At 44.6% G+C, this 24632-nt stretch carries 20 protein-coding genes; 11 read left to right on the top strand and 9 right to left on the bottom strand.

Annotated elements, in window-relative coordinates; translation table 11 throughout:
• Positions 1-109 precede the first annotated feature (109 nt).
• The 3 genes from E5260_RS14005 to E5260_RS14015 form a co-directional block, all read right to left on the bottom strand.
• Positions 110-442 (bottom strand): hypothetical protein, encoded by a 333-nt coding sequence (locus E5260_RS14005; RefSeq protein WP_013355158.1) that lies wholly within the window; start codon positions 440-442, stop codon positions 110-112.
• A gap of 131 nt (positions 443-573) precedes the next feature.
• Positions 574-1776, bottom strand: coding sequence for an NAD(P)/FAD-dependent oxidoreductase (locus tag E5260_RS14010; RefSeq protein ID WP_003641886.1), 1203 nt, complete (start codon positions 1774-1776; stop codon positions 574-576).
• A gap of 188 nt (positions 1777-1964) precedes the next feature.
• Positions 1965-2387 carry a MarR family winged helix-turn-helix transcriptional regulator gene (locus E5260_RS14015; protein WP_003641885.1) on the bottom strand — a complete coding sequence of 141 codons (423 nt, stop codon included), beginning with the start codon at positions 2385-2387 and terminating at the stop codon, positions 1965-1967.
• A gap of 73 nt (positions 2388-2460) precedes the next feature.
• On the opposite strand from E5260_RS14015, the gene E5260_RS14020 reads away from it, so the two are divergent.
• Positions 2461-2904 carry a GNAT family N-acetyltransferase gene (locus E5260_RS14020; RefSeq protein WP_003641884.1) on the top strand — a complete coding sequence of 148 codons (444 nt, stop codon included), beginning with the start codon at positions 2461-2463 and terminating at the stop codon, positions 2902-2904.
• Positions 2905-3030: 126 nt separating this feature from the next.
• Here E5260_RS14020 and E5260_RS14025 read toward each other — a convergent pair whose 3' ends face one another.
• A complete protein-coding gene (locus tag E5260_RS14025) occupies positions 3031-4227 on the bottom strand; it encodes an acetate/propionate family kinase (protein WP_003643729.1) in 1197 nt (398 codons plus the stop codon).
• 188 nt (positions 4228-4415) lie between these two features.
• Between E5260_RS14025 and E5260_RS14030 the strand changes: the two genes are divergently transcribed.
• The 9 genes from E5260_RS14030 (at position 4416) to E5260_RS14070 (ending at position 14176) form a co-directional block, all read left to right on the top strand.
• The gene (locus tag E5260_RS14030; protein WP_003646418.1) at positions 4416-4778 is read left to right on the top strand and encodes a hypothetical protein; all 363 of its coding nucleotides are present in this window, start codon (positions 4416-4418) and stop codon (positions 4776-4778) included.
• A 419-nt stretch (positions 4779-5197) separates the two neighbouring features.
• Positions 5198-7567, top strand: a complete 2370-nt coding sequence (locus E5260_RS14035; RefSeq protein WP_003641881.1) for an ATP-dependent DNA helicase — start codon at positions 5198-5200, stop codon at positions 7565-7567.
• Positions 7567-8283, top strand: a complete 717-nt coding sequence (locus E5260_RS14040) for a hypothetical protein (RefSeq protein WP_003641880.1) — start codon at positions 7567-7569, stop codon at positions 8281-8283. Before E5260_RS14035 ends, E5260_RS14040 begins: the two co-directional genes overlap by 1 nt.
• A complete protein-coding gene (locus E5260_RS14045; protein ID WP_024971457.1) occupies positions 8280-9197 on the top strand; it encodes a sce7725 family protein in 918 nt (305 codons plus the stop codon). The genes E5260_RS14040 and E5260_RS14045 overlap by 4 nt, the downstream gene beginning before the upstream one ends.
• Before the next feature lie 9 nt (positions 9198-9206).
• Positions 9207-9581 (top strand): glycine cleavage system protein H, encoded by a 375-nt coding sequence (locus E5260_RS14050; RefSeq protein WP_011100958.1) that lies wholly within the window; start codon positions 9207-9209, stop codon positions 9579-9581.
• Positions 9582-9985: 404 nt separating this feature from the next.
• On the top strand, positions 9986-10624 hold the full coding sequence (gene apf, locus E5260_RS14055) for an aggregation-promoting factor (protein ID WP_003641877.1): 639 nt from the start codon (positions 9986-9988) through the stop codon (positions 10622-10624).
• Between the two features lie 1050 nt (positions 10625-11674).
• Positions 11675-12478 (top strand): LysM peptidoglycan-binding domain-containing protein, encoded by an 804-nt coding sequence (locus E5260_RS14060; protein ID WP_003641876.1) that lies wholly within the window; start codon positions 11675-11677, stop codon positions 12476-12478.
• Positions 12479-12599: 121 nt separating this feature from the next.
• Complete coding sequence (locus E5260_RS14065; RefSeq protein ID WP_003641875.1) at positions 12600-13319, top strand: CPBP family intramembrane glutamic endopeptidase; 720 nt, start codon at positions 12600-12602, stop codon at positions 13317-13319.
• 95 nt (positions 13320-13414) lie between these two features.
• Positions 13415-14176, top strand: coding sequence for a CPBP family intramembrane glutamic endopeptidase (locus E5260_RS14070; protein ID WP_003641874.1), 762 nt, complete (start codon positions 13415-13417; stop codon positions 14174-14176).
• A 128-nt stretch (positions 14177-14304) separates the two neighbouring features.
• Here the strand turns inward: E5260_RS14070 and E5260_RS14075 are convergent, their stop codons facing one another.
• The 5 genes from E5260_RS14075 to E5260_RS14095 form a co-directional block, all read right to left on the bottom strand.
• Positions 14305-14964: an ABC transporter ATP-binding protein gene (locus E5260_RS14075; protein ID WP_003641873.1), complete on the bottom strand. Its 660-nt coding sequence runs from the start codon at positions 14962-14964 to the stop codon at positions 14305-14307.
• A gap of 11 nt (positions 14965-14975) precedes the next feature.
• Positions 14976-16454 carry an ABC transporter permease gene (locus tag E5260_RS14080; protein WP_003641872.1) on the bottom strand — a complete coding sequence of 493 codons (1479 nt, stop codon included), beginning with the start codon at positions 16452-16454 and terminating at the stop codon, positions 14976-14978.
• Between the two features lie 322 nt (positions 16455-16776).
• Positions 16777-18834, bottom strand: coding sequence for an L-type lectin family protein (locus tag E5260_RS14085; protein ID WP_003641871.1), 2058 nt, complete (start codon positions 18832-18834; stop codon positions 16777-16779).
• 240 nt (positions 18835-19074) lie between these two features.
• Positions 19075-19638, bottom strand: coding sequence for a DNA-3-methyladenine glycosylase I (locus E5260_RS14090; RefSeq protein WP_003646408.1), 564 nt, complete (start codon positions 19636-19638; stop codon positions 19075-19077).
• A 179-nt stretch (positions 19639-19817) separates the two neighbouring features.
• Positions 19818-23771, bottom strand: coding sequence for an MMPL family transporter (locus tag E5260_RS14095; RefSeq protein WP_024002185.1), 3954 nt, complete (start codon positions 23769-23771; stop codon positions 19818-19820).
• A 213-nt stretch (positions 23772-23984) separates the two neighbouring features.
• On the opposite strand from E5260_RS14095, the gene E5260_RS14100 reads away from it, so the two are divergent.
• Positions 23985-24524 (top strand): TetR/AcrR family transcriptional regulator, encoded by a 540-nt coding sequence (locus E5260_RS14100; protein ID WP_187350755.1) that lies wholly within the window; start codon positions 23985-23987, stop codon positions 24522-24524.
• Positions 24525-24632: the final 108 nt, after the last annotated feature.

Genomic DNA, 24632 nt, shown 5'->3' on the forward strand with positions numbered 1-24632 from the left:
TCGTACTTTATACGACACAAAAATAGTGTTGATGAATTTTATCCATCAACACTAAAGATTATAGACCCAAACAGAGTGCTTCAAGTCAGGTCCTTTAATGTCTAGGCGCTTACCGCCATGTCAGACCACTAATGAGTAAAAATTTAATATTCGCTATCACTACTAGCGCTAGCACTAATCCTAAACTGAGCCGATTTAGCCAATAACAATCCGCGGTGGTGGGAAAGACGATAAATTGTAAGTTTAAAACGAGTAGCGCGCAAAACGCACTGCTAGCCAACCACCAAAGTGCATTAGAAAACAAGGTTATCAGTAAGCTGCCCGCTACCACTAGGGTAAACCACGGTTGAATTGGTGTTCGTATTGATTTAGTCGTCATTTTGACCGCCCCCTTATCATGCCTTAATTGTAAGGGGTGCCCGTAAAGTATCGTTAGTCCCAACAGCTGGTTACTTAATTGCCCGAATTAGCAACCAGCTGAGCCATTCGACAGTGAACTAGTCCAAAATAGCCACCACAGAAATTCGATTTCTGTGGTGGCTATTTATCATACTACTGGAATTAATTTAATGATTAATGATATAAGTCAAAACGCCCTTTACTGAAGACCGTTCCTAAATGCGCACTTTCCAAAAGTGAGCGGTCAGTAATAATTTTCTTCAATGCTGATGCCGCGTAGCCATGAACCGGTTTGTTACTACTGAAGATTTCACCAATACCGTCACGATCGCTCAATGAGGCCACGGTCCCACTAGATTCATAGTGGAACGTCGCCGTTGCTTGGTTATGACGCAAAGCGCCAATATTCTTGGCAGCCTGTTCGCCAGCTGCCAGTGCAATTTGAGCTGTGGTTGGATATGGCCGATTGCTTTCGGGATCCATCACTGCAGCGACATCCCCAACAATGAATACTTCGGGATGCCCTTCCAGCGATAAGTCGGGCTTAACTACGACCCGGTTACGGCGCTGATCAAAACCGGAATCAGCAATAACGTGTGAACCACTGACACCAACCGTCCAAATAATCGTGTTAGCCGTAAATTCATGTTCGTTCTTGTCCGCGTCACTGTAAACCACAGCACCCGGTTTGATGGCCTCAATAACGGCACCTAACCGCATTTCGACATTATTCTTTTCCATAAACTTCAAAGCGTAGTCCCGCAATTCCTGCGTAAACATCGGTAAAATTGATGGCATCCGTTCCAAACAAACTAACTTAGCAGCAGGTGTTTGATACTTCGCCTGCAATCTTGGTAACGTCTGGGTCAGTTCACCTAATAATTCGATTCCAGTGAACCCAGCACCACAGACCGCAATCTTCAAATCATTTTTGTCCTTACTGGTACGGTAGGCTTTAAACCGTTCTTCCAAATGTTCATAAACAGCCTGTGAAGTTGCCAAATCATCCATTGGCAAGGCATTTTCATCGGCGCCAGCTACCCCAAATGTTTCTGACTGGAAGCCCAATGCTAATACTAAGTAGTCATAGGTCATTTCAGGATGATCTTCAAAGGTCACTTGTTTTTGTTCAATATCAACGCTCTTGACCGTTGCTTGAACGAACTGGACCCGCTTACCGATAATATCTGGAATCTGATAAGTAATTCGATCAGGTGCGATCGTCCCCGCTGCGACTTCGTGTAAATTAGTCTTCTCCGTATGCGTCGGTGTCTGATCAACAAGAATGATTTCATCCTCAGTTGGTAGACTCTTCTGTAAAAACTTGACGGCTCGCATCCCTGCGTAACCCCCACCTAACACCAAAGTTGTTGCCATGATTTATTAACCCCTTTCATTATCCCTGTTGACTAATGCCGCCTGTCCAGCAATTGTGCTAACCTGCGTTGATCACATTAATCCAGTTATAACTTGATAACTACATGGTACACTCTTCACGCCTAAAATTCAGCTAAAACGCCACGCCATTTTAATTGTTCACAATTAATCTAGTTTAGTGATTAAACTTACTCAATATGCTGGGTGACATTAGCCGTGACTAACGACAGACTTTCAAACAAAACTTGTTGTTGGCCCGGCGTTAACTGCTCACCAACCAAGTCTGCACACCACTGCTCATAAGCATGCAATTCCGGGTACAACGCTTGCCCAGCGCTCGTTGGGTACAAACACCGGACCTTTTTATTCTCTGGATGTGTCTGCTTAATCACGTAACCTTTTTTTATTAAGTTCTGAACGGCGCGATAATTCGTGGTTCGATCCATCTTCATTTGGTCAGCCAATTGACTAAAAAATAGGCCAGGCTGCTCACAAATTCGAATTAAATAAATAAACTGATTGTTATTGAGGCCGTATTTCGCAAAACGTTGATTACCCTCGTTCGTGACGATTCGCGACAGCGTGCCCATCAATCTTAATGTTGGTATCATAGAAGCTCCTTTTTATTATTGCATATGCAATCATTTGATGATAAACTTAGCACTATGCTAAGGAGGCATCACCATGTGGTCGATTAAAACATTCTCAGAACTAACAACAACTGAATTATACGCTATTTATGAATTGCGCGTCAAAACGTTTGTTGTTGAACAACAACGCATCTATCAGGAAGTCGACGATACTGATTTAAAAGCTTATCATGTCTTTAAAACCGTCAATCAAAATATTATTGCATACGCACGAATCTTTACAGAAGATGACCATCTCTCCTTCGGCCGGGTCGTGGTGGACAAAAACCAACGCGGACAACACTTGGGCGCTGATTTAATGGCCCATATCGAACAGGTCGTACAGGAACACTATGCTGATTTGCCAATTCAAATTGAAGCCCAAGTGCCAGTACAAGGATTTTACCAGCATTTCGGCTTCACTTCGAGCGGTACCCCTTTTCTATTCAACCACACGCCCCACATCAAAATGACTAAACCTGCGCGACAACGCCAATAGCTGAGCACATCACATCGGCACATATGCGGGGACAAGAGCTGACTTAGCGCTATGCTGATTAGAATCCAAAACTCAAAACGCGTGACTCGGACCACAATCCGAATCACGCGTTTTTAATTGACTCATTTATTCAGCTTTAGATAACCGTTCAACGTCACGCACAATCATCAGCTCTTCATTAGTTGGGACAACCATGACCGTTACCGGTTCGTCATCTTTGCTAATAATTTGTTCCTTACCGTGCATATGATTCTTTTCATCATCCACTGTCACGCCAAAGTATCCTAAGGCTTTAGTGACACGTTCGCGGATCATCCATGAGTTTTCACCCACACCAGCCGTGAAGACAAGGGCATCAATCCCGTTCATTTCAGCAATATAGCTGCCGACATACTTCACAACCCGGTTAACAAAAATATCAATTGCTAATTTTGACCGTTCACGGGTATCTTGCGTCTTATCAAGATCACGCATATCAGGTGACAAACCTGAAATACCAAGTAACCCTGACTTATGATTCAGAATGTCAACAAAGTCTTCCACATCAGAGATCCCTAAATGGCGCATCAAGAATGGAATAATTGAGGCATCAATATCACCGGAACGGGTACTCATGGTAATCCCAGCTAGCGGCGTAAAGCCCATTGAAGTGTCGACGGCTTTACCATGATCAAAAGCCGTGATCGAAGCACCCGACCCTAAATGTAATGTCACTAATTTAAGCGAATCCAATGGTTTCCCCAATAGTTGGGCCGTCCGATTAGCAACGTAACGATGACTTGTGCCATGTGCCCCATACTTCCGCGCGCCAAATTTCTCATAATAATCGTAAGGAATACTATATAGGTAATTAACTTTAGGCATATCCGCATACAGCGAAGTGTCAAACACGGCTACTTGAGTCGCTTTTGGTAATAAATCACGGAATACTTCAATATAATAAGCCTGCGTTGGATTATGTAGCGGCGCATACTCAGATAAATCTTTGATTTTTTTCAAGGTTTGCGAGGTAATAACGACAGAGTCTTTGAAATCTTCGCCACCCGCAACAACCCGATGACCAACCCCAGTGATTTCACTAAGATGAGTCACAATATTATCGCTCTTCAGCCGTGTTAAGACCATTGCAGCGGCTTCTTTTGCATCAATTTGGTCCTTAGTTTCAGAATATTTACTACCATCCGCCTTCTTAATTGTGAAAACGGAATCTGGCAATCCCAGCCGATCAACCATTCCCGATGCGATTACCGTTTCTTCGGGAACACTGAAAAGCTTCCATTTTAAAGTTGAACTGCCGGCGTTAATTGCTAAAATTTTTGCCATGACTATTTTTCCTCCATCCATCATCAAGTGTGCCTAATGCCAGTTTAACTAATAGTGGATACGCTTTCAAGGATTTGTTCACAAACTTTCAATTTTCATAACATTGCAAACTTAATTGTCGGCATATTATTTCTTTCATAAGGCGAAATTAGCCTATAATATAGTTAATAGAAAGCGAGGCGATCATGATGAAAAAAACGTTTACTTGGTCCGTCAGCAACGGCTTTGCTGTCCTCCTCCTGACCGTGGGAACAATTCTTGCTATCATCACTCTTGGTATTAGCTTTGGTTCACCAATCAGTGTCGACGCCATGGTCACAGCAGCGGCTCTGTGGCTAGCCGGTGTCGTCTTCTTACATCCAGCCCCTGTGAGAATTCTAATTCCCGTCATCACATTAGTCAGTCTCAGCCTTGGTTACGCCACCTACTTTAGCACGTCCGGTTCATGGTTGCTTGCGATTTTAGCGACCATTATCACAGCCGGCATCATCAGCTACGGTTTTAGTCTCCGCAAGAGCATTCGCCAACACCACAGCCATTGGTACGATTAACTTCCTAGTCTGATTCATTTTCTTCTAAATCAAAATCGTCAATCTAAACATCGCAACAGGCATCGGCGCCCTTATCGCGATGCTTTTTTATTTAGCTTTCAATCCAGATTGTTAACCCGTATCAGTTTTTCAAAGGCAAAAGTGACCAGCTAAGATTCGCTGGAAAAAATTCGGAATAGCATGCACCCGTCTGGCTAGTTCGTCCTACATTGACTCCCAGGCATTTTCGCCAATTGCTGGAACACGACGAGCCCAGATTCAAGCCGCCGAAGCCCGCGTCTTAAATATTGGTCTGCCGCAGCTTAACCATCATTTAAGGCCACATCACAGAGCCCCGCCCGGCATCATCAATCAACAGCAGACAAACACGAACAGATGTTTTATAATAGGAAGCGACTAAATTCAGAAGGGATTCTCCGATGGCAACTAAGATTGGAATTCGACAATTGGTAGAATTCGTCTTGCGACAAGGCGATTTAAATGAAGTAAAGAATAGCCAGAACACTGCATTGAACGGTGCTAAGATTCATCGTCAGCTCCAGAGTAGTCGTGGTGAAGACTATGATAGCGAAGTTTACCTGAAAAAAATTGTGACGATGAACGATACTGATTACATTATCGCGGGTCGGGCAGACGGGATTCAGTTAAATGATGATGGGGCGTTGATTGAAGAAATCAAAACATCCGATCAAGTCTTCGAGGACTTAAGTACCAACACGTTGACACTTTACTGGGGGCAGATCAAAGTCTACGGTTACCTGTTACTGCAAGAACATCCCGATCTTGAGCAGGTCACGTTGCAGCTGACTTACTTTCAAGTCATCAATGAAAAAATCACGAAGACCCAGCAAATCCTTCACCGGGGTGAACTAGACGCATTCTTCCACGACTTAATTACAGAATATGAATACTGGTTGACATTACGAGCCGATTTACGACGACAACGAAACGCTTCTATTGAAGACTTGCCATTTCCGTTTCCAGCTTTTCGGCCGGGCCAACATGAATTGGCTGGCGCTGTTTATAAGACAATTCGGTTGCAAAAACGCCTCTTTGTCGAAGCACCAACTGGGACGGGGAAAACGATCTCAACGCTATTTCCGGCCATCAAAGCAATGGGCGAAGACGTGATTGAGCGCCTCTTTTACCTGACCGCTAAGCAAAGTACGCGCCACGTTGCTGAAGAAGCGGTCACGCTAATGAGTCATGACGGACTCAAACTGAAAAGCATTACGCTAACTGCCAAGGATCAGATTCGGTTTCCCGAGGAACAAGATGTACTTCCGGAAGATAATCCTTATATGATTGGCTACTACGACCGACTTAAACCAGCACTCAAGGATCTGTTGACCCATGAAGACCAGATTACCCGTTCCGTGATTGAACAGTATGCTCGCAAGCATACTGTCGATCCGTTTGAATTTTCACTCGACACGTCGCTCTTCTGTGATGTGATTATTTGTGACTACAACTATCTTTTTGACCCATTAGTCTATTTACAACGATTCTTTAGCGAACGTGATGACGACAACTTTTTCCTTATCGATGAAGTCCACAACCTTGTTAGTCGCTCCCGTGATATGTACTCTGCAGCCGTTAGTGACCAGCCAATCAGTGCGTTGCTAAAATTAGCCAAGCCCGATAAAAGTCAGCCAAGTGACGACTTACAACGCGAACTCAAGAAAGTCCGGCGTAGTTTTACGCGCATCCGTAAAACCTTGATTGATGACCAAGTAACGGAACAGGTGCTACCTGATCCCCCGGACAAATTATTACGCACCCTCAGAACATTTAATGAATTTGTGACTGACTGGTTGGCGCAACAAAAGCCGGGGCCACTGCTCGACGCCGTCCGTGACTATTTCTTCGCCTGTCTGACCTTTGTTAAAATTGGCGACCTATATGATGGCAGCTACCAGACGCGCTTCGTCCTTGACGGTCATCACTTAACGATCAAGGAACTCTGCCTAGATCCCAGTGACTTTCTTAATCGGTCATTAGAGCTCGGCAGTGGTGCTGTCCTATTCTCTGCGACGCTGACCCCGATGGCTTACTACCAGCGGGTGCTTGGCGGTGAAGCCAACAGTTTGGCCTACCAGCTTCCATCACCATTTCCACCAAAACATCAGGCCATTCTCGTCACCCAGTACGTCCAGACAACGTATCACGAACGCGAACATAACGTGCCCCGGATTATTGCCAGCTTGCACGCCATGTTGACGGCTAAACATGGCAACTACCTCGTGTTCTTTCCGTCGTATGGCTATCTGCTGCAGATCAAAACTGCCTTTGAAGCCGCCTACCCTGATGTGGCAACTACCGCCCAAGCCTCGACGATGGATGCAACTGCCCGGCAGACCTTTTTGAACCAGTTTCAGTCAGCACCCTCGCAAACCTTACTCGGTTTCTGCGTACTGGGTGGTATCTTCTCCGAAGGCATTGACTTACGTGGCGACCGTTTGATTGGAGTCGCTATCGTCAGTGTCGGTCTGCCGGGTATCAACCCTGAAACGAACTTGATTCGTGACTACTACGACCATCAAAACGGCTTAGGATTCGCCTACGCTTACCAACTGCCAGGCATGAACAACGTCTTACAAGCTGCTGGACGCCTGATCCGCAGTGCCAAGGACACCGGAATCGTTCTCTTGTTAGACCAACGCTTCGCTAGTCGGCGCTACACAGATTTATTTCCAGCACATTGGCAGTACTATCAGACGATCCAATCAGTCCCGCAGCTCGAAGCAACGATTGCCAACTTTTGGCACCAAATGGAGGTGACTCATTAATGAAGACTAAATTAACTAAACAACTTGAAAGTACTCTCTATCAGTACTGTCTAGAACAGGGCGCCTACGTGGTTGAAGAAGTTGCGATGCCCGCTGATAAAGGGATCGTTGATACATTAAGCTATCAACAACTCCCCGATGGTCAGATTGAATGGCGTTGCTACGAATTGAAAGTCACCAAAGCAGATTTTCATTCAAAGGCCAAACTTTCATTTATCGGTCATTACAATTACTTTGTCTTGCCGCAACAACTTTACCTAGAAGTTCAATCGGAAATTCCAGACCATATTGGTGTATTGATCTACCGTGCTTTTGATCAGCGGGCCCTAGAGCTCGCACCCCAACCGTTGCGAACGCCTGGTTTCCTAACTGTCGCTAAGAAAGCCCAACGCCAAGACTTACAAGTCGAGCAAACGCCCCTTATCAGTCACTTCATCACGTCGCTCTTTCGTGAGGTCGATAAAGCCAAGCGTGTGAAGAAAGGACTACAGCTCTACTCTGATGACCAACTCTTCAAAGAATTACGCAAACGGGCCCGCACCGGCTACGACGTTTATGATCCTGAACAAAACTTGTACGATCGCTTCATCGATGACACCCAGAATGACGCGGTGACTGCGCTACAAACAGAATTAGATGCCCGCAATGCCGAATATCAGGCACTCAAACTAAAATATCAGGCGCTAACGGCACCAGATTTGCGTGACCAGTTATGAGCACTTACTACCCCTATCTACGTGGACGGATGTATGATTTGTTAGCCTTAAAAACATTGTGCGAGCAACACCAACTTGGCCCACACATCATCCCAGTAATTGAACCAGTCCGTGACTCCAAAGAATTACAACAAACAGTCACGACTTTTATTGAAGCCCAACAACCATTTAGCATTATTGCGAATCCCCAAGTGAGTGTCTATGGTCTTAATACCGTTAAGCTCCATCCACTTCCGGATCTGCGTCCCTACCCATTTTACTGGCCGGGCGCAATTCTTGCGGCCGATTTTAGTCGCGACTTTCTGACAACCAGTCCTGGTCAAACAAGCTTGCTCATCGCGCCTAACTATCCGTTGCTTAAGGCCTATCAGCATACGACCACTTTACAGCATGCTGGTCATGTCCTAATCCCTGATGAAGCGCGTTTGCACCAACTATTACCACAACACGCGGTCTTATTGACTGATCCCGTGGCAACCCCAGCGCACGTTGCGGACTATCAAGAAATAACTGACGCCTATTTTGCCCCCGCTAACTGGCACCAAACACCGGTTGGCTTTGATGGTTTTGGCGATTACTCACTCATGGGCCGACCCTATTTTGACCACGGTATGCCATCACGCGCAATTGCATTACATCTTATTTATGTTACGGTTAACGGTGACCTGCGCATCCATCATTTTGTTTCGGACAGCAATGCCAATATGCGTGGTCAAAAGCAAAAGTTTTTTGAAGCATTAACAAAGCTCACCGACTGGGCACCCGCACACCTGACGGGACTCAATCGCACCCCCGCGCTTGCCACCCTATTAGCCTACGCTGAGGGCGATAAATTCCCAGGGTTAGGAATAATTAAGAAATTAGCAATCATGCACCACTTTCAATTGATGCACCGACTACTAGCACTGAATTGAGGAGAAATGATGGCAAAACAAGAATCTGCTTGGAAACAAATGATCCATTTCTATCGTCATGATTACGAAGAACAGCATGCTCCGATGTTATACGGCGACGTTTGGCTGAAGACCAAATCACATGACCGGCTTCTACTGGGGTTAAGTGACCAAGGACAACACAATCTGGGTGTCGTTCATCAACTCGATTTACCAACTAAGGGCCAGCACCTCGTGGCAGGTGATCCGCTCGTCACGATTACGGACGATCAAGGGGCGCATCTGGTGTCAACACCCTTTAGTGGCACCGTTCAGAAGCTTAACAAAGACCTACAAGCGGCACCCCAATCGCTCATTAACAATAAACAAACCGACAACTGGCTGGTCCAATTAAAGGCCGACTAATTTCGAGTTACCAAAAGTAAGTTGGCTGACATTCAAACAAACGCTTACATTTCCACTAAAAGAACTCGTAAATTGGCTTAACTAAGCTTAGTCACGACATCAGCGGTTGCCAGTCCCAGTGATATCACGCTTCGAACTTTAATCACAACATTTGGTTATGTTAACCAACAGACACCGTCTTCATTTGTAAACAGCCTTGATTGACCCGCTCAGAAACAATTGCGCCGCGCGTTATATTACAAAAGATTACAAAACACGCCGTTTATTACAAGAATTAGGGTAATTCGTAAAACTCCTGCTATTTCCCTGTCACAATCGCCAGTTATACTAGGTACCATTGAGTGCTTGGAAGATTCGCGGGGCCAAGCCAAATTCGGACTAAAAAATAGGAGTGTACATTACAAATGAAGATTAAGAATGCTTTATTATCAACTGCTGCCGCTACTGCTAGTCTCTTTGCCATTGGTGCTACCGCTCAAGCTGCTACGGTAACTGTTAAAGCCGGTGACACGGTTTCTGCCATTGCTGCTGATCATAACACGACGATTGATGCAATCCAACAAGCTAACCACTTAAAAGACGTTAACTTGATCTTAGTTGGTCAACAACTTGAAGTAAATGGTGATAGCACTACCACGACTTCAACTTCAACACAGACGACTCAACAAACGACCACGACACAATCATCAGCTCAGACTAGTCAAACTCAAGCTCAACCGAGCCAAGCTAGCCAGACCCAATCAAGTCAAACACAAACTAGCAAACCTGCTGCTCAGACGACTCAAACGTCTAGTTCAACCTCAAACTATAGCAACAATGGTTCTGATAGTGCTGCTAAGGCTTGGATTGCTGGTAAAGAATCTGGTGGTTCATATTCTGCTCGTAACGGTCAATACATCGGTAAGTACCAATTAAGTGCTTCATACTTAAACGGTGACTACTCCGCTGCCAACCAAGAACGTGTTGCTAACAGTTATGTTGCTTCACGTTATGGTTCATGGAGCAACGCCAAGAGTCACTGGCTTGCTAATGGCTGGTACTAAAAAGCCACTCTAAATTAATAAACAAATGCAAAGATTGCGGATCATTTCTGATTCGCAATCTTTTTTTCTACTATTAAATCCGTGCTGAAGCACGTGTGTCCCCCACCAATACCCATTATAAAGTTACTCAGTTGCTAAGTGACTTTATAATGGGCCTTAGAGCATGCTGACAACCCGTTATTTAGATATGCGATATGCTTATTCTGGCAACCGCTTTAATACGGACACGATCCAGACCTGCTAGTTGTCCCCCCCAATGACGACCCACTCTCCCAACCAAAATACCACATGTTTTTATTTAACAATTCACCAACCTTAACGGAGAAAATCCAACTAATTTCCTGACTAAGTACAGTCCCGAACCCCCGACAGTTTGACGACTAGTCCACAACGACAACCACATACCATTCAGCTATGGCGTAATACTAACCTAGTAACGTTTTAGTAGCGATCGTCATGGGCTACTTTTGGCATAAACCTACTATAATAATACTTAATTAATCGACGCCTTCGTTAACCGACCACAAGTGACTACACGATGCGCAACTTCTATCAATTATCTGCTTTACCGAAAAATAATTAGTCAGTGCCACGTCTCCAAGCAATAAAATGACTAGTTAAGTGTCACTGTAATCAGACTTCCCGACAAATTAACCCGTCAAAATTCACTAGTTAAGTACTTAAAATTATCGATAATCCTCGTTGACTTTTCATAAATCGACCAAAAGTGATCACTTTTATCGGATAAAGCGGCTAATTTTCATCATTAGTTTTCCCGCTTAATCATTGTCGTTATTGATTTTCTAGCTAGTTAACCGGGATTGGTAGCGCTATTTTACATGAAATCCGGCTCAAATATTACAATTCATTACAAAAACGGCCTTATATTACAAGCACCCCCTAAAAACGTAATGTTCTGATTATTGCACTGCAACACTCACTAGTTATACTAGTCACTGTTGATTGGTTGAGACATCAACTGCTCGACCAATAGAAAATATATGTAAATAATCGAACACACGCAAATTATAGGAGAGTGTATTAATTATTATGAAGATCAAAAACCTTGTATTATCATCAACTGCTGCATTAGCTTTATTCGCTATCTCAACAACGGTTGCCAACGCTGATACTTATACTGTTAAGGCCGGCGATACTGTTTCAGCAATTGCCCAAGCTCACAACACTTCAGTTTCAGCCATTGAAAAGGCAAACAAGTTAGCTAATGTTAACTTAATCTTCATTGGTGATAAGCTTGAAGTCAATGGTACTACTACAACAACCACGACTTCTGCTGCTACAAGTGCTGCACCACAATCAGCAACTAGCCAAGCTACTTCTTCAGCTGCTTCAACTGCAACGAGTGCCAGTGCTACTAGTGCTTCTTCACAATCAGTTGCTAGCCAAGCTACTAGTTCTGCTGCTACTTCTTCGGCTGCTAGCCAAGCTACTTCAAGTGTTGCAACGAGTGCTGCTTCTTCAGCAAGCTCAACGCAATCAGCTGCTAGCCAAGCTTCAAGTTCTGCTGCAACCACTAGTCAAGCTTCATCAAGTGCTACTAGCTCAGCTGCATCATCAACAGCTTCAACAACCTCAACGACTTCAAGCTACACTGGTAGTAACTTAAAGAGCTACGTATTAAGCCAAATGCAATCACGGACTGGCGTTTCAGCTTCAACTTGGAACACGATCATCACGCGTGAATCAAACTGGAACTCAACGGTCAAGAACAGTACTTCTGGTGCCTATGGTTTATTCCAAAACATGCACATCAGCAGTGGCTCTGTTGAAGACCAAGTTAACGCTGCCGTTAGCTTATACAACGCACAAGGCATGGCTGCTTGGGCTTTATAAAATAACTGATTACTAACGAACAGCGTAATGACATTAATTGTCGTTACGCTGTTTTTTTATGCTCAGATTCATTTAAAAGGCGTATGCTTAGTAGCGAGAATACGAGGAAGGATCTGAGGAGATGCGCCACGAAACCAAATTAGTCATCACACTATGGGGTGGCATGTTAGGCAGTATGTTGTTGATTGGCCTGATTTTCCAGCTACCACGCTTAACCCAACTCCCATCCTCATTAACAACTGGGGTCGAAGAGCTGTTCTTTTTAGCAATTGCACTCATATTAAATCGTGACTGGCTACGGCAAACCTTAAAATTCGGGGTATCGGCAACTTGGCGTCGGCAAATCCGGCCCGTCATTCCAACCTTAATCGTGGCCGCACTAATTGGCCTATATACGTTAGCAACCGCCCAACAACTAACAAACACCCTGACCCTGTTATTCGTTGCCATATTGATCAGCCTCTTCGAAGAGACATTTTTTCGCGGAATGCTATTTCAGGCCTGCCAGTCAACATTGGGTGTGGTGAAAGCCGCCATCTTCACTAGCATCCTCTTCAGTTTGACCCATCTGATCAATCTCGGTCACCAAACACTTGGTTTAACCTTATTGCAATTGGGCTTTACCTTCGTACTAGGGCTACTTTTATGTCTAATCACGGCGCAGACTACATCGCTACTATGGCCATTGTTGATTCACGCCGTCAATGACTTCTTTAGCATGATGGCACCTCCAATCAATCTGCCCGGTATAACGACGACTAGTTTTCAAATCATCGAAATCGCGGTCATTATCCTATTAATTCTGCCGATTCTACGCCAAAATCACCAGTGGCTGTCGTAATGACCACCGGCAACTAATCGATCCGTAATTAATATAACCAACACCTTCAATGTGACCTATACTAAAGTTAGCATTAACTTCTGGAGGGGATTTCGATGTCATCAACCAAACGCGGCTGGGGAGCCGCTATTAGTATTTTCATTTTAGTACCAATTCTTTTTAAATTAATTGCCTGGCTACCAGTACCAACTTTATACAGTGGGCTGGTCCAAGACTTGCTTGTATTACTTATTTTCCTGCTATTAAATCATTTTTGGTTTAAAATATCGATTCAGTGGTGGCAATCGCAATCACTCGTACGACAATGCTTGCAGCTCATCCCGGGAATTATTATTTTATTACTACCAATGACGAGCAACTTCATCAAGCTATGTCATCTTGCTTGGACCCCAACGTTAATTCTCTATATTGGCTACGCCCTAGTTATCGGGATCACTGAGGAATATATCTATCGGGGCATGCTCCTGCCACTACTACGACAATGCTTCCCTCACCGACTCATGCTAGCCATTTGTATCAACAGTTTACTATTTGGTCTTACCCACCTACTCATTAACAGCAGCCAGCTGACCCTCAGCTATGTCATCCCACAAGTCTTTTATGCTGCAGCGGGTGGCCTGATTTTTTGCGGCCTTTATCTACGAACCAATAACTTAGTCTGGCCGATTTTCTTGCACGCCTTATCGGACGTATCCGTCGTCGTTAGTTTGGCCACGCATACCCACACCGCGGCCAAGTTGAGTATTCCGGTTGCTTACGCGATTGGCATCTCGGTGCTCTATCTCGTCTTGTTTATCATCATCGCCTTTATCGTTCGCTGGCAAGTTCGCCCTCAAAAACGATTGTTGTCTCGTTAGCAATTCACAGTAATCAAAAAATGAGTCCCCAGAATCAAATCATTCTGAGAACTCATTTTTAGTGACTTATCTTGACAAAAATGCGATTGTACGCGTCAACTCACGTCTGATTCAATCGTAAGATCACCCTAGGTTTCCGCCACAAATTTGTGCTTTTCTAATCGGTAGGAGTGGTCACAAACGTCCGCAACATCCGGTTCATGCGTGACAATAATGACGCACTTCTTTTGTTCATGCGCAATTTTTTGAAATTGGTCAATCACATATTTCGTATTTTCTTCATCCAAATTACCGGTTGGTTCATCCGCAACCACTAGTTTAGCATCGCACACCATGGTCCGTGCAATCGCCACCCGTTGCTGCTGACCACCAGATAAGCGTTGAACATTCTTCTTCATCTGATCATCTGTAATACCTAACCGTCGTAACATCTTCATCGCATAATCCTTGTCACCACGGTGTTCCGAGTTCGTAATTGCCATGGCAGTCATCAGATTATTCAATGGTGACATATACGTCAACAAATTATATGATTGAAAAACGATTGCCACTTTGGACTTCCGATAGTTCGTCAGACCAATCTTATTGATTGGTTCACCATTGAGTTCAATTTGCCCAGCCCGCGGTTTATCTAGACCCGCCAGCAGTGAGAGGAAGGTCGTCTTACCGGAACCACTTTGACCAACAATGGCATACGAAGTCCCCGACTTAAATTCAAGGTTTACATTCTCAAATAGACTATTTTCTTGGCGGTCATACCAGTAACCAAGATCATTTACTTTTAACATTGCCGCCCCTCCTAATCAATTAAAACTTTCTTCGGCTGTAGTCGTAGTATGCCACCAGAAGCCAGCATAATCGACAGGAACATGATGGCTAAGCCAAAGCCGCCGAGTTCAACTAAATCCATTACCGTGACATTAATATCTAAGTTCGTGTCGGTCGTGGCACTGGCATTACCAGTCTGACCGCCACCACTAGGCATATTGCCGCTTGGCTTGCTACCACCAGTGTTACCACTAGGGGCGCCGCCACCGCCACCAGGCTGACCCTGCTGACTAGTTGAACTCGTCGTAGTCGTTGCAGTCGTCGTTTGTTGTGAAACTAACTGGTCACCCAGCTTATTACCAACAAACTTACCACCGAATCCGGCTAAGACAACTGAGACGATCAAGACCATCACCATTTCAGCAAAGAATTGAGCGACAATCTTCCAACGGCTCTCACCTAATGATAACAAGACACCAATTTCATAGCGGCGTTCACGAATCATCAAGATAACGATTAAAGCTAAGATAATCGTTCCAGCAATCGCAACGAGCCAGACAATCTTATCCGCAAATGATTTAACGTTATTCATCGAACTCTTAACCGTTTGGTAACTGCTATCATCCGTTGACAACGAATACTTCGATGTATTGATCAACTGTTTACCAGACGTTTTGACGCTGCTAACTTTAGCGGGGTCTGAGATTGCAAAAGTCACAGAATCAGCTGTGTTCTTGTACTTAGAACCCTTGACCGTGTTAGCGAACGTGTATGACGTGTAAACACTGTTGCTGACATCGGTACTACCAGGACCTTGTTGCGTACTTGCACTAGATGACGCTTTATAGATCCCAACGATCTTCATCGTGTAAGTCTTCTTATCACCGGTCGTTGCTTTTAACTTAATCGTATCACCGACGCTCAGGCTATCTTCCTTAGCCAATTCACTTTCGATGACAACGTTGTTAGTGCCTTCATCACTAGCTGTAATACCGCGGCCCTTCGTAATTTTACTTGAGCTACTTTCAAAGGTTGAGACGCTGTTCGTATTAGTGACCCCAGTAATCGAGATATCACCAGTACCACTGCTACTTGAGCCACCCATACCTTTCATCCCACCACCGGTACTACTACCTGATGTTGAAATCGTATCAAAGCCCTTCGCATTAGCGGAAGTTGAGACGGTCGCATTGTAACTTGAAACGTTGCTAAGCTTGGCGATTTTCTTCGCATCACTCAGTTTAACGGGTGATGTCGTCAACTTAGGCCGATTACTTTTACTCGTCGACGTGGCGCTGCGCATCTTCTTAAAAGCCGCCTCCCGGTTAGCAGATAAAGTGACGGTCGCCCCGACACTTTTCTTGGCATTACTAGTTGCCGTATCGGCAGCATTCCTAATCAATAACCCGGCCAATACAAACAGCATGATTGCTGATGTAACAAGCACTAATAGAATTGAACGGCCTTTTTTTGCCGTTAGATTGAGCCATGCGCGTTTAAAAAAATTCACGCTTAAACCCTCCTTCAGATAAAGTATTGGTATGACAATTGCTTTGCACTGCTTTTAACCTACACGGGAAATCTGACTAATTTGTGAACTTGCTGGGTTTATTTATGGGTCTGAAACCGAAGATTTTTCAATTTGCTAGCTAAGCCCCTGAAAGGCTGGTTGTGCTTGCTACTACTAGCATTGCACCGTATCGGAGGCCCGTTTAAATGCGTTAGTCAGCACTTTCGCTGAACGCCAAATAGTCGCGACAAGAATTAACAATTAATTCTTGTCGCGACTACTGAACTTATTGATTAAATGAGTTACTTACACAATCGTAAACTCACGCTTCCGGTACGGTACTTAAGTGCCACGTGATCGTACCCTGATAACTTCCAGGAACAGCGGCGGGCGTTGTTTTGAGCACCAAACCTTGTTGCGATGACCAGTGGGCGGTCACGTCATAGTCGATCCCCGGGGCCGTCTTTTGGCGCGCGATTTCCACGGCATCCTTTCCCAACATTGTCAGCTTGGCCCCATCCTGATAATACAAGTTTCCCGCTAGTGTGCGGCCCTGATTAGTCACGAGAGGGGTCGCGGTCGCCTCTAAGCGCCAAGCGGCTTTCGAGCCCGTATCATCATTGACAACTACTTCAAGTCCCTCGGGCCGACTGACTTGAGCCGTTCCCGTCAACTTGATTGGTGCAAACACACTTTCAGTACTGACTTTTTTCAGCTGTAACTCCCCACCAATGACCGTGACCGTTACTGTCACTGGTTCTGAGTAGGCGTTATCTTTGCTATGAGCCCGTAACGTAATCTGATTTTCACCGATTTGTAGTTCTTCGGCATCCACTTCAAATTCGACATATCCAACCGGATCGTCCATGCTCAACTGATAGTCTTCTCCCGCTTCACCATTGACCCGGTACTCGATACGCATGCCATCATTGTCAAAGTCTAACCCATCATTTAGCCTAATTTGGCCCTTAATGATGACGGGCTCGCCTTTCTTCACTTGTGTCAACGGTTCAATCGTCAGGTTAACGGTCTTATTGGTCGTAATGGTGAAGTGCGGTGTGGCCGTTGCGGTCTTCATCTCGTGACCCTCAAAGTAACTCATGTCATCATCAACAAAAGTATCCCGATCGACCTTGGCAGCCTCACCAATCAGCGTAATATAAGCGTGCGGATTTTTCATTGATAGTGTCCGCTGCAAATCGTGTTGTAAGCGGGCCACCGACGATTCGTTATCGTCCGCTGGTAAATTGATCTCTTCCTCGGTACCATCCGCATAGCGGATCTTCGCGTGACTAAAGTGAACTTGTTCGGGTAATGGTAGGCTGGCCTTAACCTGTTGCCATTCATTGTCACCATTGAGATAACTCAGAACGTACTCATATTCCAACTCATCCCCACCATGAACCCAGTCTCCTTCATGGACAGTTCGCTCTTGAGTCAGATTGGTTACGTTTAAATCTGACTCGATTTCAATCGGTTGTGGCAACCGGTCAAAGACGACTAGTGTTCTGGCATTAGCGGTTGTCGCCGTACTAGTTAATCCCCAAGTAACATTCCGGATATCCTTTCCAAAAACTGTCGTATCAATTGTGGTCATTCGTGTTGGTCCCTGATCCAGGGTATAGCTCATGATTTGTTTACTGGCGACCCACTTCAATACAAGATGGTGCCAGTTACCGTCCGCGAGTGGTAATTTATCAGCGATACTCCCATGGTTCTGTTCAAAACGATAAGAGGACGTTAAACCACCCCGTTGCGTATAAGTATCCGGACTTGCAGGGTAGCTCGCGGCCATATGCATTTTTTTAGGCTTTTCATCGAAAGAATTCCCCCGGGGATACAACCCCCAAAAACCACCGTCATTCACTTTGGTATCCAGCTCCAACGCCCAACTTTTTTGAATCGCCGTCTTAGCAATCGTGGCCGGCGCCGTTCGCCGTGTATAGGTATCCGTCCCATAAACACCCAAGTTCTCACCAATAATGCTTTTCTTTCCATACCGACTAATCGCACTCATTTTGCGGGGATCATTCTGTAAAACAACGGCCAGTCCTTCACTCACGGCTTTGTCCCCAAAGTTCACCCACATTGAGACTTGGTTATCGATCCGCATGTTAAAGCGATTAACAGGGGTCGACCACATTGCCCCAACTTGATTATCGTCATTTGTTAATTCGATAACATGCTGCGAATGGCCATTCTTTGAAACAGTCTGCATTGTGGCCGAATTACGGTCAAACTTTCCCGGTTCAAATAAGCCTTCCAGATTCAGTCCAGCGGGTGCCGTATCAAGTACGTCAGCCTTACTAACTAACGGTATCACTGCCCCTAAACAGACAAACAGTCCTAACAAGAGTCCCCAAAACCTTACTTCTTTCACCTAACGTCGCTCCCATCACTTGCCTTCCGCAGCTATTCTTACGCCGTATCTTAGCAAATTAAGCGACATCATGTCAATGATTTTTATGGTTATAATAAGTATTTATTTATACATAAAATTTAAGCAATCGCACTTATACCAAAACATATTGATTTTAATAAAAACCAGCGCCTGACAGTTGTCATCGCGCTGGTTTTAAATTGACGGCTCACTTACTCACCGCGCCGGGAATTAAGCGCGTTAGGCCGGTAAATTTTCTGGAGCAAATGGGCAGTCCGCCACATGATCATTAATGAGACCAGTCGCTTGAAGATAAGAATAAATGGTTGTCGGCCCGACAAACTTGAAGCCGCGGCGTTTCATCTCTTTAGACACTTGTTGCGCCAAGTCGTTTGTTGCCGGAACCTCATCGATTGACGTCCACGCCTGGCGTATAGGCTGGTTATCAACAAACGCCCATAACCAAGTGGCAAAATCTTCCCCGGCCGGCCAATCTCGGATCACACGAGCATTGTTGATCGTTGCCATTAACTTCTGGCGATGCCGAATAATTCGAGCATCGGTTAGTAGTCGCTCAACATCGGCGGTCGTCATAGCGGCCACCTGGTCAACATCGTAATCCGCAAAATCTTCATTAAAAGCCGCCCGCTTATTCAGGACGGTCTGCCAGCTCAGTCCTGCTTGATAAGTCTCCAAGCACAACAGTTCAAAAAGTCGTTGCTGATTATGTTGCGGCCGCCCCCATTCGTTGTCATGATACGCTTGCATTGCTGGTGATGAATCCGCCCATGCACATCGTTGCATTAAAACCATCTCCTTATTGCTGCTATTCAACCCGGCTATCTCATACTCGCCGCATACTCCCAGACTAAAACTAACACTGGTTTTAAAATCTAAGTGCAGCCCCTTAAAAAAGCGCCGTCCAACTTGAATCGTTAGACGGCGCCAGTTGGTTACACTTATTATCGCATAACTGACTTATTTTATTGACGATTTCGTTTCGTCTGCTTTTCAGCAGTGGTTTCGTCTTCCATACGATCCGTCAACGGATAAGTTAAGCGAATCAAACTTGGAATAATCGTTGGGATGGCGAATACCAGGATAATCAACCCGATAATCACAACCATCGCCACTTGAATCAACGTCAAGACACCGGATGGCATCAAGGCGGCGAACGTCCCACTCAAGATCAAGGCAGCGGATAAGACCACGGCCCCAATGACGGCGGAAGCTCTGACAATTCGAGTACTTGGTGTCGCAGCCGAATTATCAAATTCACGATACTTCATCATCAAGAAGATACTGTAGTCGACCCCAAGCGCAATCAACATGATGAACCCGAAGAACGGTGTGTTCCAAGTTAACATGCTTTGACCCAAGAACCAGTTGCTCAAGATCCGTGTAATACTCAAGGACATAATGTAAGCCAATAACAAAGTCCCTAAGATGTAGAACGGTTGTAAGACAGAACGCGTGATAACCATCAAGGCAATCAGGATTCCGACCAACATAATTGCAGCGGTCCGAACGAAGTCACTAGAAGCAATTGCTTGGGTATCGTTCGTTTCAGACGTTTGACCACCAATCGCAATGGTGGCACCATCTAACGCAGTTCCCTTCAAGCTATTCGTCGCTTGCTTTTGAATTGCCGTTACTTTATCCATCGCTGACTTCGAACTTGGATTTTCATTCAAGACGATTGTTAACTTCGTTGCGTGGTTGTTACCAGACATATAAGCCTTCAAAGCAGACTTGTAAGTCTTACCCTTCAAAGTGCTCTTTGGCACGTAATACGTCTTAGAAGCTGCAGAATTCTTCAAACCAGTCAAGTAACTGTTAGCTGAGCCAACACCCTTGTTGATTGTCTTAGTCCCGTCACTGGCGGTCTTCAAACCATCTTGGAGCGTCTTCATCTGACCCACTAAGCTCTGGATACTGGTGTACATTTGTTCGTTACCAGAGGCCACTTGCGAGGCACCACTGTTAAGCTTACTTACACCACTTACCAAGGTTGGTACTTGCGAGTTCAAACTTGCAGTCCCACTGGCTAATTGTGAAGCACCACTATTTAACGTTGAAGAGTTGGCAGCTAATTGGTTAGTCCCAGAATCAAGCGCACTGATGGCACTCGTTAGCGTTGGAATTTGCCCTTGTAAGCTTGTCAAACCAGTTGACACTTGTGATGCACCGCTATTGACTTTAGTTGCACCAGTCGCAGCTGTTGAGACGCCATCGGTATACGTATTTAATTGTGATGCTAAGGAACTTGCCCCACTTTGAAGCTGGTTCAAGCCAGTAGTAATTTGTTGAGAGCCATCTACCAATCCATTGGTACCGTTTAAGCCAGATTGAATCTGTTGCATCCCACTAATCGCAGATTGCAGCTTTGAGATAACTTCCAAAGAACCATTATTAGCCTCCGTTGATTTTTTAGCTAATTGTTGCAAGTTAGATAGCTGCTTCAATTCACTACTCAATGTCGAGAGTGTATCCAACTCCTTAGTTAAGGTTTCACCTGTCTTACTCATTGCTGCTAGATCTGTTTGCAACTGCTGTGCGCTTGTCTGGGTTGAGCTAATACTTGACGACATCGAAGAACTTGCGCTCTCAACCTTTTGACTAATTTGTTTGCCGGCAGCAGTTAACGCAGCAGTTAATGCAGCAGTTTGCTGTGTTGTTAATGCCGTCCCACCGTTCTTATTGACTGCATCAACTATTGTTTGAATATCACTATCACTTAAGCTAACGGAGCTTACTCCAGATGCAGAATTTTGCAATTCACCCAGAGCTGTTTTTAAATTAGCTGCATCGTTTTGAACAGCATTACTGTTGTCCGCCAGAGTCGAAGCAGTTGTTGTCATTCCACTAATATCTGGTAGCGAAGTCGAGCTAGTAGACAGCAACGGTTTCATTGCCTCATTTAATTGCTCTAAACCTTTTTGTAAATCATTTAATTTTTGTGTATTAGCAGTACTTGTCGCATCTGAGACACTAGAGTTAACACTGGTCTGCATTTTTTGAAGACCGGCTGTTAACGCAGATGCACCAGTTTGCAGTTGTGAAACTCCAGAAGTTAAAGTTCCAGTTCCACTAGAGATCTTTGTTTTATACCCATTCAGGGTATCTAACCCAGAACTCAAAGTACTCGTCCCACTAAACAGACTATTGGCACCTGTAGTCAACTGATTAACTCCACTAGCCAACGTTCCAGTCTTACTGTTCAACTGGTTCAAACCATTATTGACCGTGTAGACACCATTAGTATAAGTAACTAATCCACTCGCTAACGAGCTCGAACCACTTGCCAACTGACTAGCCCCACTTGAAAGGGTTCCAGTCTTACCATTTAAAGTATTGAGTCCTGATGAAACTTCATCCGCCCCATCAGCTAACTTCTTAGCCGACTTCGCGCTACCATCCATATCGGCACTCTTCAATTTACTATTGGCACTATCTAACCCGCTACCAATCTTAGTTAGCCCTTTGCTAGCAGACTTCATTCCACTAGTGACGGTGCCTAATTGGTTGCCAACGTATAATTGATCGATTTGTGAGCCACCGGGTTGGGTGACAGACGCCACGGTTTTAACACCCTTAACTTTTTGTAACTGTTTCGTTAAGCTGTCGATGACTTTTAGATCTTTTTCATTGTTTAAGGCATGATCCGTCTTGATATATAACGTTGACGGTTCAGCCGTCCCTTTGGAGAAGTGATCCTGAACAACTTGGAAGCCCTTCTTCGCTGGAATCGTGTCGTTTAATTCAGCCAACGTATCATAGTTCAACTCATTGTTATACGTTAAGATAAATGGCAATGAAACCCCTAAAACAACGACCAGGGCGATGATTGGGTAACGAACTGATGACGCTGCAATGCCGTGCCACATCTTGCTCGTACTACCACCAGCAAACTTCTTCGTTGGCCAGAATAACCGTGGTCCTAATAACGCCATGAAGAATGGGTTCAACGTTAACAAGACGAGCAATAGGATAGCAACCGCAATGGCAACCCCAACCGCTGACTTGTAAATTGAGAAGTTCGCTAACCCGAGGGCACTAAACCCAATCAATAGTGACGATCCACTGTATAGAATCGTTCGTCCGGCAATCTTTAACGCGCGCCCAGTCGCGGCGACCGGACTATCGCCATGACTGAGTTCTTCTTTGAATTGATCGAACAGTAGAATATTGTAGTCGGTCCCAATCCCGAACAAGACCACGACCATAAAGACTTGGGTAAAGTTCGACAATGGAAAGTTAAATTTATTAACGAGGTTCATCACAACGCTCAGCGAGATAATGAACGACACCCCAACTGACAACAGTGAAACTAACGGCGTAATCGGCGAGCGGAAGACTAACGTTAACACGATGAAAATGAAAATAACGGTAATAATTTCAGTCTTCTGAATCCCTGCTTCCGTTTCCTGAGTGAAGTCATCATTTAAGATGTCACTCCCCGTCACGTACGTCTTAACCCCAGCCGTTTTAGCACCGGCCGTAATATTCTTGGTCATGTTCGCGACGGTCTGGTTCTTACCAACCATTAATTGTAGTAATTGGGTGGATTTGTCTTTTGAAATCAATTGCTTTTTGGCAGCAGCATTATCACTGGCAGCCGTCATTGATTTCACGTGATATTTTGATTTCTGCACTTTGAAGCGTTGAATCGTCCCATCGATTGCTTGCTTCTGGTCACTCGTTAACGGTGAATCACCATTATTGAAGACCACCACCACTTGGCGCGTATTATTTTGATTACGCCCCCAATGATTCTGAATGACTTGTGCGACTTGACTCTTGGCACTACTTGGCAACTTGGTCTGGCCCTTATCACGTACCAGACTGCTGATATTTGGCAGGAAGATGATGGCCGCTACCATCACAACTAGCCAAACAATCGCTTGGATTGTAAAACGTCTACGGCTCCCTTTCACGTTATATCCCTTCCCTAATTCAGATTCTTAAAACGACATCGTGACATTTAATCAACAATGTGTTTAAATAATAACAACATGTTAAATGAAAACCGGTGTAATTTCAACCAACAATTTTCATAAAATCGTCATTAAATAAACAAACAATAGTATATTGTTCAAATAATGAGGTGAACTTCAGTGGTAGGTACTAAAAACAACCGTCGTTCGCAAATGACCGAACGCCTAATTCAAGATAGTCTAATCAACTTACTCCAACATCAGTCACTAGATGAGATTACGGTCACTGCTGTCTGCAAGGCCGCAGATATCAACCGGGGCACCTTTTACGCCCATTATGAAGACGTCAAAGATTGCATGCAGAAGATGGAACAAGATGCCACGGAAGAACTGCTAGCTGTTATTGATAAACATCTTAATCCCGACTCTTTACAAGCCATTCTGACGGGAATTTTTGAGGTGGTTAAGAAACGCCACGCCGTTACTTCCTTCATCTTAACAACCGACCAGGATTTTCTGATGAGCTTTATCGCAACAACTAAGCGTGAGATCTTAGCACATAACCAAGCTGAGATCACTGGTATTGGCAATCGCGAAAAAGAGTACATGTTTGAGTATTATCTCAATGGTATCGTTGGTGTTGTCCGTTATTGGTTAAAAACAGGACTACATGAATCACCGGAAGAACTGGCCAGTTTTATCAACGACTGGTGGTACCGAGGAAAACCAGTCAAAGATTTGGCTGAACACTGAATTTAACCCCACTATTCGATTGTTAGTTTAATTAATCTAGCTATTCCCATTAAATTAATTATTATCAATATGCCTTGGAAATTATCTTGCATATTAAAAGTAACATGA

The organism is Lactiplantibacillus plantarum, assembly GCF_014131735.1.
Taxonomy (GTDB): Bacteria; Bacillota; Bacilli; order Lactobacillales; family Lactobacillaceae; genus Lactiplantibacillus; species Lactiplantibacillus plantarum.

Excerpts from the sequence above, each read along its gene's own strand:
- E5260_RS14010 (WP_003641886.1), bottom strand. The coding sequence starts at position 1,776 with ATGGCAACAACTTTGGTGTTAGGTGGGGGTTACGCAGGGATGCGAGCC.
- E5260_RS14015 (WP_003641885.1), bottom strand. The coding sequence starts at position 2,387 with ATGATACCAACATTAAGATTGATGGGCACGCTGTCGCGAATCGTCACG.
- E5260_RS14020 (WP_003641884.1), top strand. The coding sequence starts at position 2,461 with ATGTGGTCGATTAAAACATTCTCAGAACTAACAACAACTGAATTATAC.
- E5260_RS14025 (WP_003643729.1), bottom strand. The coding sequence starts at position 4,227 with ATGGCAAAAATTTTAGCAATTAACGCCGGCAGTTCAACTTTAAAATGG.
- E5260_RS14030 (WP_003646418.1), top strand. The coding sequence starts at position 4,416 with ATGAAAAAAACGTTTACTTGGTCCGTCAGCAACGGCTTTGCTGTCCTC.
- E5260_RS14035 (WP_003641881.1), top strand. The coding sequence starts at position 5,198 with ATGGCAACTAAGATTGGAATTCGACAATTGGTAGAATTCGTCTTGCGA.
- E5260_RS14040 (WP_003641880.1), top strand. The coding sequence starts at position 7,567 with ATGAAGACTAAATTAACTAAACAACTTGAAAGTACTCTCTATCAGTAC.
- E5260_RS14045 (WP_024971457.1), top strand. The coding sequence starts at position 8,280 with ATGAGCACTTACTACCCCTATCTACGTGGACGGATGTATGATTTGTTA.
- E5260_RS14050 (WP_011100958.1), top strand. The coding sequence starts at position 9,207 with ATGGCAAAACAAGAATCTGCTTGGAAACAAATGATCCATTTCTATCGT.
- apf (WP_003641877.1), top strand. The coding sequence starts at position 9,986 with ATGAAGATTAAGAATGCTTTATTATCAACTGCTGCCGCTACTGCTAGT.
- E5260_RS14060 (WP_003641876.1), top strand. The coding sequence starts at position 11,675 with ATGAAGATCAAAAACCTTGTATTATCATCAACTGCTGCATTAGCTTTA.
- E5260_RS14065 (WP_003641875.1), top strand. The coding sequence starts at position 12,600 with ATGCGCCACGAAACCAAATTAGTCATCACACTATGGGGTGGCATGTTA.
- E5260_RS14070 (WP_003641874.1), top strand. The coding sequence starts at position 13,415 with ATGTCATCAACCAAACGCGGCTGGGGAGCCGCTATTAGTATTTTCATT.
- E5260_RS14075 (WP_003641873.1), bottom strand. The coding sequence starts at position 14,964 with ATGTTAAAAGTAAATGATCTTGGTTACTGGTATGACCGCCAAGAAAAT.
- E5260_RS14090 (WP_003646408.1), bottom strand. The coding sequence starts at position 19,638 with ATGCAACGATGTGCATGGGCGGATTCATCACCAGCAATGCAAGCGTAT.
- E5260_RS14100 (WP_187350755.1), top strand. The coding sequence starts at position 23,985 with ATGACCGAACGCCTAATTCAAGATAGTCTAATCAACTTACTCCAACAT.